Genomic DNA, 11,404 nt, shown 5'->3' on the forward strand with positions numbered 1-11,404 from the left:
GACCCCTTCGACGTCAACGGACGGCCCGGACCGGCGACATGCACCCGCGCATAGGCGGGCGGATGCGTTCCGGCCGGGCTCGAAACGGTTCCCGGCCACTGGCCGAGGAGCCACACTCTGGCCCGCACCCGCTACGAATTGCCGCACATAGGGCTCGTGTTGCCCAATCCGGACATATCCATAACTCTTCCGTGTGATGATCGCTGCGGAGAGTGTTGATGTATTTACATTTCGTGACCAGTTCGGTGTCGTGGCTCAGCCGCGGCGCTTGCGTTCGCCCGGCGGGGTGTAGAACCTGCGCGCGGGGGAGTGCTTGTCGAAGCGGGCCTCCTGCCGGGCCCGTTCCTCCGCCAGCAGTCCGTCGAGGTTCCTCGTCCGGGTGGCCCGGTCGCTCCAGAGCAGGTACGTGACCAGCGCGACGACGGGAAGCCCCAGGCATGCATAGAAAACGATCACGGTCTTCGTACCCCCCGGCGAAGATCAACAAGTGAGCCGAGTCTGCTGGCGATCCGGGGGGACAGTCAAGTGCCCGCCTCACAGGGCCAGTGCGGCGAAGGCCTCGTCGAGGAAGCCGTCCGGCAGGCCCGTACCCGTCCAGGTCCAGCAGGGCGGGCTCACCGCCTCGGCGGCCTCCTCCACGGCCGTGCCCGCACGCGCGGGGTCCGCCCCGGGCAGGCCCAGGGCGACCACCGCCCACGACGTCAGGTCCGCCACCCCCAGGTACTGCCACCACGCGGCATCGTCCCACCCCCGGCGTTCGGCGGCCTGCTGCTCCCAGGCCGTGCGGAAGAGCACGGTGAGCGCGGTGCGCGGATCTGCCGAGGACGCCTCGACCGCGCGCCGCACGGCCCGCAGGTGCTCCAGCTCCGGGGCCCAGGGATGCCTCGCGAAGAATTCCAGGTCGTGGCGGAGCGTGGGGCGCCACGACCGCCCCCGGCCACCGTTCCGGTCCGCGGCCGGTGCCCACAGCCCGCCCGGGCCGCGGCCCAGCCGCGCGGCCCCGGGGGCGGCGGTGACGTCGCCGAGCACGGCGTCGCGCCATCCGAGGCCGTACGCCTGCTGAGCGGCGACGACCGCATGGATCTGCTCGTCGGTGGCCGGCACGTCGAGGAGAACGTCGTCGCAGCCGTTCCACAGCACGGCCAGTGCCGCCGTCACCGCCTCCGCGCAGCGTGCGTTCAGATCAGCCGTGGGTACGCGGGTCCAGGGCAACAGGGCCCGATACGTCCTGTCCCACAACTCCCGCACGGTCGCGTCTTCGGACATGGGTCCTGTTCTCGTCGATGGGAACTGCCGTTCGCGCAGGACACCGAGTTCCCGCCGCACGGCAAGTGTCGACGACCGGTCCGCGGCCCGCGCACGCGGCCCGGCAGGCTGTCGAGCACCCCCGGGCTGCGCGCCGGACCCACTCGGCGGCTACCGGCGGGCGTCCACCACGGCCAGCAGTTTGCCGCTGGTCGGGCTGCGGTCCAGCGACGCGCCGTCGACGGCTTCGACGACCAGGTCGAGCAGCCGCTCCGCCACCGCCTCCCGGAGCTCGGGGTACCCGGCCAGGAAGACCTCCCGCAGCCGCTCGGGATCCGTCGCCCCGGCGCGTTCCACCCGTACGGTCAGCCGCTCGCGTGCGTCCGTGACGTCGAGCCGGATCTGCAACTCGCCCCGGTGGCCGCCTCGCTCCCCGGCCAGGTCCAGGAAGCGGCGCTGGTTGAGGAAGTGGGTCGCCACCCGCATCACGTCACCCGTACGGCCCCGGAGCTCGAAACGGGGAGCGAGGCGGCCGCACGGACAGCGGCCCGGGACCTCCCGGCCCAGGTCGCCGATCACGTACCGGCCCAGGTCCTGGCCGCGCCGTGCGTGCGTGGTGAAGACAAGCCTGCCGGTCTCGCCCGGCGTCACCGGCCGGTCCTCGGCCAGGTCCAGGATCTCCATGGTGTGCAGGTCGGCGTGCAGGTGGTGGACGCCGCCGGAGCTCTCGGTGCACTGGTAGCCCAGCGGCCCGAGGTCGGTGCTGCCGTAGGTGATGGAGCGGATGACCTCGATGCCGAAGGTGTCCTTCAGCGTGCGCTGCTGCTCCGGGGTGAAGTGCTCGCCGCCGTAGAAGACCTTGCGCAGGCCGCCGTACGCACGCAGTGCGTCGGCCTCCGCGTGCAGCAGCTGCCACAGGTAGGAGGGCATCCCGAAGAGGGTGTCGGCCCCGTGGTCGATGAGCGCCTGCGCCGTCGCCCGGTGGTCGGGGCCGGCCGACAGTGGCAGCTGCACCCCGCCGAGACGTTCCAGCACGGAGAAGAAGCTGATGAAACTGCCGTACATGGCACCGCAGTAGAAGAGGTTCGCGGTACGGTCCCCGACCGGGTCGTAGCCGGCCGCGAGCAGGCCGCGCGCGGCGGCGTGCATCTGCGTGTCGTAGTCGTCGTAACTGAAGATCGACAGCGCGGGCGCCCCGGTGCTGCCGCCACTGCGGAAGTACAGCTCGGCATCCGCGCGCGCCACCCGCCGGCCCGGCTCCTGCACGTCCTCCTTGCCCAGCAGCGGTCCCGTCGGCGGCGGCAGGACGACGGGCCGGGCCAGGTCGTCCAGACATGCGGTGGTGGCGAAGACGGCCGGGTCGGCCTGCACCGCGACGCGGCGGCTGTAGCGCTGGAGGGCGTACACGCCGTCGTGCGGCTCGCCCGCATAGCTCTCCAGCATGGCCCCGACCGGTGTCACCCGGGTGACACCCGCGGCCAGGGCGGTGCGCGACAGCTCGGCGATGTCGGTCCGGCTGCCCGCGATTCCCGCGGTCTGCAGGTAGCGGCGCATCGGGCGCAGGGTGGCGATCATCCGCTTCCGCGGCAGTGGCTTGACCCACACGCTGCGGTGCAGCGGAGAAGCGGTGAGTGGGGACCGGGTGTCGGCCATGACCCGCCACGAACCGTCGGGCGCGGCGAACACCCGGGTCAGACCGAGATGTTCCTCCAGCCGCGCCACCAGCTCGGTGGTGGTCAGCTCGGCCGCCTCCGCCGGATCCGGAGAGGGGGCCGACGCGGCGCCCACCGCCGGCGGGCGGGCCGCGAGCACGGCGGCGAACCGCTCGGCGAAGGCGAACACCTCGCCCTCGTCCTCGGTGTCGAGGTAGACCACCTGGGGGCTGGAGCAGGCCTGCTGCTCGTGCAGGCACACGTCGTCCGCGAGGGCGCCGAGCGTCACGGCGTCCGACCAGGCGTCCCTCGTCAGGTAGGCGAAGGAGATCCGGTGCCCCCACTCCACCAGCCGGCAACCGGCGGGCACATGGGCCGTCACACCGTCCACGGCGCCCTCCCCGCCCCACACGGCGACGGCGTCCGCGGGTGCGCACATCAGGCGCAGCCACTCCTGCCGGGACGACGGGAACCGCAGGACGACGATGCGCGCGGCCAGCGCACCCGTGGGGTCCAGGGCCGCCAGTTCGGCCATCAGGTGCTGGGTGAACAGGGTGTCGGCGCTGCTGGTCTTCAGCACGTTGACGTTCCCGGCCAGCAGGCCCTCGACGATGCTCAGCGGTGCCACGGTCGCCGCGTTGCCCGGGGCGATGTGCGCGACCAGGCCGACGGGCGCCCACGCCTCGTAGACCGTCTCGCGCGGATCCGCCCGGTTCAGCCGGCCCGGAGCCGCGCCGCCCAGTTCACGGCGCAGCTTTCGGGTCAGTTCCCGTCGGCCGAGGACGACGCCCAGCTCGGACAGGACCGCCGGGTCCTCTCCCTCCGGCAGGTGCGCGGCGAGCCGGCCGTGCACGGGGTGGGCCGGGTCGCACAGCGCGGTGGCCAGGGCGTCGCAGGCGGCCAGGACGGTCTCGGTCGCCAGCTCCGTCGCCAGCGCGGCCTCGACGGCCGCGGGCAGCTCGACGAGGCGGCGCCCGGCCTCCTCGTCGCCGACGAAGGAACCCTGCCAGTAGTGGTGGTGCATGCTCATGGTCACGCCATTCCCTTCATCAGTTCCGCCGCGGCCACCGCGCAGCTCCGGTTGCGGCTCACCCCGGCACGGCCGTGCACGGTGAACCAGGGGGTCTCCAGCTCGCACCCGCAGGCTTCGCCGGGCCGGAGGGAAGCGAGGTCGCCCATGACCACGCTCTGCGCCGGCACCGAGGTGATGTACGGCGACACCAGGTGCAGGTAGCCGCGCTCCCCGTACGGCAGGGGCTCCAGGCTCCGGGTGGAGCGGATCGTCACCCGGGACCAGACGGGGGCGTGCAACCGGTGGTGGTCGCACTCGATGTACGGGATGCAGTGCTCCACCGACCCGAAGGTGTCCCGGATCCGCTCACCCGGGATGCCGAGCTGCTCGGTGACGCGCGCGTACAGCTCCTCCTTCTCGATGCGCCGGTCGGCGTGCCCCTTCCAGCCGCCGCCGAGGACGACGAGCGAGCCCTCGGGCAGGCGCAGCGGCGCCATCCCCATGGCCCGCATCCGCTCCAGCGTGAAGAAGAGGAAGGCGGGGAAGCCCAGGATGCGGACCGGGGCGTCCTCCCGCTCGAAGCGGCGCAGCGCGGCGATGCAACCGAACGGGTCGAACTCGTGGTCGCCGCCGGTGTTGCGCAGCGCGTACTCGACGCTGCGCGCGGGGGCGAAGTCGCACAGGTAGTTGTCGGTGAAGGCGGTGCCCAGGTTCAGGGACGGGGCCGGCTCGTAGCTGTACAGGAGGTAGTTGACCTCCTGGTCCGGGGTGATCCAGCCGTTGCGCTCGAAGATCCGGGCGACCATGCGCTGGGCGGAGCGGATGGTCCAGTGGTCGAAGAACATCTGCGACTTCTGGCCGGTGGTGCCCGACGAGGTCAGGTGCAGTTCGACGTCCTCGCGCGGGATGGAGAGCACCTCGTGCCGCTTGAAGAAGTTCGCGTGGACGAGCGGCGTACGGTACGGCTCCGCCGGGGGAGTGGCCTCGTACAGGGAGCGGAAGAACGGGGAGCGTTCGGCGTGCCAGGCATGGGTCTCCGCCATGGCGGCGGCGAACAGCTCGTCCACCGCAGGCCCGTGGGCGTACGGGTCGGTCAGGTCGCACAGCTGTTGGACGTGCGGCAGGAGGGCCGGGTCGGGTACGGCGACCGGCGCGAGATGGGGGTTCATGCGGTTCATGGGGCAACCTCGGATGGTGTGGGCAGGTGCGCCGACGCCCAGGCCGACGCGTAGCAGTCCAGGTAGGGCTGGAGGGGCGGTTCGACGGCGACGCCGCGGAAGTCGATCCGCTCGCTGGAGCGGGACAGGACGGCGTAGTCGTGGAAGCCGTCGCCGTCCGCGCGCATCGCCGGGTAGAGGGCTCCGGCGACGAAACCCTGGGCGAGGAAGGCCGAGAGCGCCTCCTCATGGGCCAGCGGCACCAGCGCCTCGACGTAGCCGGCGCCCGCGCGGGCCAGGGCCCGGGTGACGGGTTCGAGGTGGGCGGCCGCGGCCGCCGGGTCGGGGTGGGCGGTCAGCAGGGAGCAGTACCCGCCGGCGCGGTTGAGGTACGCGTACACCTCGAACCGGCCGTCCTCGGGCGTGAGCAGCACGTTCGGGGTGTGCAGCGGGTAGAACCAGCCCTCCGCGCCCGGGAACCGCTCGCGGAAGCGGCGGCGTACGAACGCGGGTGCCTCGATCACCTCCAGCCGCTCGACGCCGCCTTGGTGTCCGGGTGCCGGACGGGGGCGGACGGCGGCGGCCCGCACTCCGGGGTAGCCGATGCCGAGGGCGTCCCCGGCGGTGCGCAGCAACGGCAGCAGTGCTGCGGGCACTTCGGTGACGGGCACCCGGCGGTCGAGCACACCGGGGGAATGACGCGCGTAGAGGGCGAGGCTCTCGCGGCTGCTGAGATCCACCGCGTTGGGCAGGATGCCCAGCGGGCGGAAGCCGTTGCGGGCGACGACCCGCTGGGGGCCGGACCCGACGGTGCGGACGGTCGCGTACACCGAGTCCAGCCTGCCCGTGTCCAGCATCTCGGCGCAGAGCGCCTCGGTCAGGGCGGCGGCCAGACCGGCGGAGCGGTGCTCGGGGTGTACGGCGATGCCTTCCAGCCGGGCGATGCGGCTGCCGGCCTCGCCGTGGATGGCGGCGGACGCGGTCAGGGCTCCGGTGGCCGCGCAGCGGGCGACGAGCCACAGGGAGTGCGGGTCCGCCATGAGCAGGGCCATCTCGGCCGGGTCCGTACCGAGCGCCACCGGGTAGTGGGGGCCGTAGACGGCGTAGTAGAGCTGGCGCAGTTCGGCGATGTCCGCCCGGGTGGCCGGGGCGATGACCGGGGTGGTGAGGGTGCTCACCGGGCACCTCCTGGGGTTCGCGTTTCCGCCGAGGGCGTGGGTTCGGGCGCACGGGTCCCCGGCAGGGCGAGCGCGCAGGCGGCGGGCAGCAGGCCGACGCCCTGGACCAGGCACAGCGTCTGAGGGGAGAGGACGTCGCCCGCGGAGCCGAACACCAGGGACGCCACCGGCAGGGAGGCGCCCAGGACGGCCTGCATCACGGCGAAGAAGCCGGGCTTGTCGGCGGCCGGCACCAGCCGCTGGAAGAGGGCAACGAAGCGGACGCTGACGGCCCCGGCGCACCAGCCCGCCACCACCAGGCAGGCGGCGATGACCAGACGGTGCGCGAACAGGCCGGGCAGCGCCAGGGCGAGGGCCATCAGGCCCAGGCAGTACGCACCGGCGACCGTGGGCCGGCCCGGCACGCGGGTGCCGGTGAAGGCACCGATCAGGGCGCCCGTACCCAGCGAGGCCTCCAGCAGGGCGACCGTGCCGCCACCGCCGCCGAGGACGGAGCGGGTGTAGAGCGGGATGACGACGAACACGGCGGCGGTGAAGAGGTTCGCCGCGGTGAAACAGACCAGGATCCGGCGTACGTGGGGCAGTTCACCGAGGATGCGGCGGAGCGGGCGCCGCGCGGGCGGTTCGTCCGGGCCGGCCGCGGACGACGCCGGCCCGCGGAAGCGGGCGCTCGCGACGAGGACGGCGGCGCCCGCGTAGGCGGCCGCGCAGCCGGCGGCGAGCCAGGCCATTCCGGCCCGGTCGACGGTGAGGGCGCCGAGCAGCGCTCCACCGAGACCCGCGAGGGACTGGGTGGACAGCTCGAAGCCGGTCGCCGTCTCGATGTCGGCGTCGTCGACGAGTTCCGGCACCGAGGTGGTCAGGCACGGGTCGAAGAACGCCTGGCAGGTGGCCAGCGCCAGGCCGGCGGCGTACACCCCGGCGAGCGGCGGTCCGCCGCCCTGCGCCCACACCGCGAGGACACCGGCCGTGGCCGCGGCCAGGCCGGCGGCGGTCCGCAGCACCGAGCGGTGGGCGAACCCGGCCACGGTCCGGGCCACCACGGGCGCCAGTACCACGGCGGGCAGCGTGCAGACGGCCATGAACAGCCCGGAGGCCAGACCGCGGGCGTCGCGCACGGCGTAGGCCACGATCCACCAGGACACGCCGACCTGGAACATCCGCACGGCGGCCTGGGTGAGGACCTGGCCCAGCCACACGGCGGCGAAGGCGCGGTTGCGCAGGATCAGCGGGGCCCGGCGGGCCGTGCGGGCCGGGCTCGTGGCCGTGGCCGCGGTCTCGGCCGCCGTCTCGGTTGCGGTTTCGGCTGAGGGGGTGGGGGCGGAAGCGGGTGCCGGGGCGGTCATGCCGTAGGCCTCTCGTCCAGGACCCGGACGAGCTTGCCCGAGCGCGGGTTGACGGCGAGGTCGCGGTGGCGCGCCCACTCCACGGACACCGGGTGCACGAACCCGGCGCGCACGCTGTCGGGGTACAGCGGCCGTACGGTCTCCAGCTCGGCGACGACGGCCCGGGCCAGTGCCTCCCGCCGTTCGGCGTCTCGTTCGCCGCCCGGGGCGGTGGCCAGCCGCAGGACGAGCCCGTCGCGGCCGTCCCAGCGGCGGACGACGAGCTGCATGCCGACCACCTGACCTGCGGTGTCGGCGGTGGCCACGGCGTCCTGGGCGTCCTGCGTGTAGAGGGACACGGGGCCGACCCGTACGCCTTCCTCGGCGCGTCCGAGGATCCGGAAGTGTCCCGGTCCGGTGCCCGTCCATTCGGCCCGGTCTCCGGCGGGGTAGCGGATGATCGGCATGAGACGGCGGAACAGGCTCGTGACGACGACCCGGCCGGGGCGTCCCGGCTCGGTGACGGGCTCCTCCGTGGTGTCGTCGAGGATCTCGACGACGGAGTACGGCGTGAAGGCCCGGTGCACCCGCGCATCGGCGCCCGGTACCGGGCGGCCGAGCAGGCCGGCGTCGACGCTGGCGTAGCCGACGGATCGTGCCTCGGCGTGGGGGAACGCCGTGGCCAGCAGGCGCCGCTGGTCGTCGAAGAGCGCCTCGCCGCCGAAGAGCAGCAGCTCGATGGAGTCGAGGCGGACGCCGGACGCGACGACCTGTTCGGCGAGCCGGCACAGGGTGGTGGGAGTGCCCGCGAGCACCTGCGCCGCGAGATCGCGCAGCGTCGGGATCGTCGACTCCAGCGGCGCGCCGCCGCCGATGGGCAGGCGGACGTTGTCCACGGGCGCGTGGGCGAGCGAGTCGAGGACGAACAGGAAGCTGGCGTACAACTCCCCGGCGTAGAAGAGGTCGGCGACGCGGTGCCCGGGGCGCAGCCCGGTGTCCACGAGGCCCTGCCCGAAGGAGGTGACGAAGGTGCGCCACTCGTCGCGGGTGTAGACGGAGAACTTGGGCGACCCGGTGGTGCCGCCGGTCTTGTAGACCGTGGCCTCGCTGAGCGGGCCGGTCAGCACGCGGCTGTCGTACAGGGTGTTGGCCGCCCAGAACGCCTCCTGGTCGACCACCGGAAGGTCGGTGAGCCGGTCGGCGTGCGCCGGCAGGGATGCGTAGAGGTCCCGGTAGAAGGGCGAGTTGTGGCGGGCGAAACGTATGAGGTCCGAGAGTTGCTGGGCGGACATGGGCCTTTGCCTAGGTGACGGAAGTGGGACGGGAGCCACGGCGGGGCACGGCGAGAGCAAGGACTCGCCTGCCGCATCTGCCGGTACGAACGGGGGACCCCCCGGCGCCCCCGCCTCCTCGACGCACGTCGAAAGCTGACGTGCAGTCATGATGATGAAACATCAGTACGCAAGTCACCAAATTGAGCGAATATTCCTGGCCATTGTGGCAACATTCAACAATTTTTGCGGCACGGTCCGTTGTTGTGTCAGTGGTCAGCAGCCGCCGCGCGGTGAGGGCGAGCGCGGCCCGCACGAGGCCTCCGGGGTGGGCGTTCGATGCCCGGGGGCTTCGTGATCTGTTCGATCCTGCGGGCGACGCTGCCCCGTGCTGCAGGTGCACGTGCAGGTGCAGTCCGAGGTGGAGGTGGAGGCGGAAGGGGAGTCCGTCGGCGGTGCGGCGCAGGGAGCGTGGCGCGGAAGGCGGCCAGGGTCTCCAGGTCCTCCGGATGGCGCGCGAGGCGGGCGACCACGGCCACGTCGTGGGGGCGATCGCGGCCACGTCGTGGTGGGCGCGTGCGACGTCCTCGGGTATCTCGGCCGGCAGTGTCGGCGCGCCCAGGTCGGCGTAGCGGACGACCGGTCGGCGCGCGGCCGTGAAGCGGAGGGCCGTCCGGGCCTCCCGCCAGGACCGGACGGGATCTCGGGTGGCGCCCACGCCCACGCCCGCGCGGACGCCTGCGGGCAGCAGGTCCGGGGCGGCGGCGTAGGGGACGTGGTTGCCGATGGAGGCGGTGGCGGTGACGGTGGCGGTGCCGTTGGCGGTGGACGCGGATCCGGGCGGGGCGGACGCGTCCGTTCCGTCGGGAGGGGCGCGCCCCACCCGCCCCCTACCGCGGAGCCGGACGCCTGCCACGCATCCGGCCGGCCCCGCCGAGGACCGGAACGGCGCGGGCAGGTCCACCCGTCGGCGCATCAGCCTGTCGTAGAACGACACGACGCGGATCGCCCTTCCGTACGCGCGTCCGGTCGCGGCAGTCGTGCGGCGAGTGCGTGCCTCCATGCCTGGAGGACGGGCCGCCCGAGCCGTGCGGGGGCGGGGTCGTACCGGTGGCCGTTGCGCGGGGTCGGCGAGGGGGCGGCGAGGGGTCGAGAGGGTCAGCGGGGGGAGAGCAGGCAGAACTCGTTGCCCTCCGGGTCGGCCAGAATTCTCCAGGAGATCGCGGACTGGTCGATACCGGGGTCGGTGGCACCCAGGGCGCGCAGCCGGGCTTCCTCGACCGCAGGGTCGTCGCCGCGGTAGGGGCTGATGTCGAGGTGCACGCGGTTCCACCCGCTCTTGGTGTCGGGGGTGCGGATGAACTCCAGGTACGGGCCGACGCCTTGGGCGGAACGCATGGTCGCCCGGTCGTCGGTGACCTCGTGGAGCTTCCAGTCCATCGCCTCGTCCCAGAACCGGGCCATCGCCCGCGGGTCGGCACAGTCGACCACCACCGCGGCGATCGGCCCGGTGCCCTCGTAGACCGGACGGGGTTCCAGGACGCAGAACTCGTTGCCCTCCGGGTCGGCCATGACCGTCCAGGGGACGTCGTCCTGACCCACGTCGGCGAGCGTCGCACCCAGCTCCCGCAGGCGCGCGACCAGCTCCGCCTGGTGAGCCGCGGAGGTGGTCGCCAGATCGAGGTGCACCCGGTTCTTCACCGCCTTGGGTTCGGGACGGGCGATGAGGTCGATGCAGACGGCGCTGGGGTCGGGGTAGCTGAAGCCCACGGGTTCGAGGTTCGTCACGCCGGGCGCCTCGCTGTCGATGCCCCACCCGAGCGCCGCCGCCCAGAACCGGCCGAGCGCGGAGTCGTCATGGGCCTTCATGTTGATCTGCACGAGTCTCGTAGCCATGGCGAAGATCTTAAAAGCCGCCGCAGGTCAGGGCTACGGCTTAACGGGCCGTGCGGGGCCGTGCGGGGCCGTGTGGGGTCGCGAGGGGGACCGGGGGTCCTGAATTGGACAACATGTTGTCTGTTTGTCATCATGGTGTCATGAATGACAGGGATGCGATCAGTCGTCTGCAGGCCGCCATGGAGCGAGGTGCGGCCGCCCGGCCGAGGGTTGGCGGCTTCCCCTACCTCGCCGAGAGCCTGCGGCAGGCCGGCGTGAGCCTCTGCCGCATGGCCGTACCCTCCAACGCCTTCCTCTACCTGACCGAGCACGGTCACGTCGTCGTCCAGGGCGAGCCGCTCGTCACCGGCTTCGCCGCGGCACCGCCGTTCGACCGGGCCGGCCTGATCGCGGCGCTGCGCGCGGACCAGGCCGGGGAAACGACGTTCCCGGAGTTCGTTCGCGGCTGCTGGGACGCGGGCATCGTCTGGTACCAGGTCGACACCGCCGCCCGTACCTGCACCTACCACGGGGCGGACGGCGAGTCCTACACCGAGGACTATCCGGCCGTCGTGCTCCCCTGAGCGGGCGCGGGGCGCGGGGCGCGGGGCGCGGGGCGCCCGGAAAGCGGCGCGGCGGGATAAGGTCCGGCGGGATGAGAAGGTTCGGCGCCCCACGGGCTGTCGCCA

9 protein-coding genes are annotated in these 11,404 nt (G+C 73.0%); 1 reads left to right on the plus strand and 8 read right to left on the minus strand.

Features of this window, described 5'->3' with window-relative positions:
- Nucleotides 1-255: 255 nt before the first annotated feature.
- From IH80_RS0112755 to IH80_RS0112795, 8 genes are all read right to left on the minus strand, one after another.
- On the minus strand, nucleotides 256-456 hold the full coding sequence (locus IH80_RS0112755; RefSeq protein ID WP_030960183.1) for a hypothetical protein: 201 nt from the start codon (nucleotides 454-456) through the stop codon (nucleotides 256-258).
- A 78-nt stretch (nucleotides 457-534) separates the two neighbouring features.
- Nucleotides 535-1,266 carry a hypothetical protein gene (locus tag IH80_RS0112760; RefSeq protein WP_158943417.1) on the minus strand — a complete coding sequence of 244 codons (732 nt, stop codon included), beginning with the start codon at nucleotides 1,264-1,266 and terminating at the stop codon, nucleotides 535-537.
- A 150-nt stretch (nucleotides 1,267-1,416) separates the two neighbouring features.
- Nucleotides 1,417-3,927 (minus strand): acyl-CoA reductase, encoded by a 2,511-nt coding sequence (locus IH80_RS0112765; protein ID WP_030960187.1) that lies wholly within the window; start codon nucleotides 3,925-3,927, stop codon nucleotides 1,417-1,419.
- A 2-nt stretch (nucleotides 3,928-3,929) separates the two neighbouring features.
- Complete coding sequence (locus tag IH80_RS0112770) at nucleotides 3,930-5,078, minus strand: acyl-protein synthase (protein ID WP_030960188.1); 1,149 nt, start codon at nucleotides 5,076-5,078, stop codon at nucleotides 3,930-3,932.
- Nucleotides 5,079-5,083: 5 nt separating this feature from the next.
- A complete protein-coding gene (locus IH80_RS0112775; RefSeq protein WP_051809194.1) occupies nucleotides 5,084-6,244 on the minus strand; it encodes a GNAT family N-acetyltransferase in 1,161 nt (386 codons plus the stop codon).
- Entirely contained in the window at nucleotides 6,241-7,590 is a 1,350-nt protein-coding gene (locus IH80_RS0112780) for an MFS transporter (protein WP_078906485.1), read from the minus strand. The genes IH80_RS0112775 and IH80_RS0112780 overlap by 4 nt, the downstream gene beginning before the upstream one ends.
- Nucleotides 7,587-8,861: a phenylacetate--CoA ligase family protein gene (locus IH80_RS0112785; RefSeq protein ID WP_030960192.1), complete on the minus strand. Its 1,275-nt coding sequence runs from the start codon at nucleotides 8,859-8,861 to the stop codon at nucleotides 7,587-7,589. Before IH80_RS0112785 ends, IH80_RS0112780 begins: the two co-directional genes overlap by 4 nt.
- Before the next feature lie 1,137 nt (nucleotides 8,862-9,998).
- The gene (locus IH80_RS0112795; RefSeq protein ID WP_030960193.1) at nucleotides 9,999-10,736 is read right to left on the minus strand and encodes a VOC family protein; all 738 of its coding nucleotides are present in this window, start codon (nucleotides 10,734-10,736) and stop codon (nucleotides 9,999-10,001) included.
- A 140-nt stretch (nucleotides 10,737-10,876) separates the two neighbouring features.
- Between IH80_RS0112795 and IH80_RS0112800 the strand changes: the two genes are divergently transcribed.
- Nucleotides 10,877-11,299, plus strand: coding sequence for a DUF1398 family protein (locus IH80_RS0112800; RefSeq protein WP_030960195.1), 423 nt, complete (start codon nucleotides 10,877-10,879; stop codon nucleotides 11,297-11,299).
- Nucleotides 11,300-11,404: the final 105 nt, after the last annotated feature.

The organism is Streptomyces sp. NRRL S-378, assembly GCF_000720645.1.
In the GTDB taxonomy this organism is placed as follows: Bacteria; Actinomycetota; Actinomycetes; order Streptomycetales; family Streptomycetaceae; genus Streptomyces.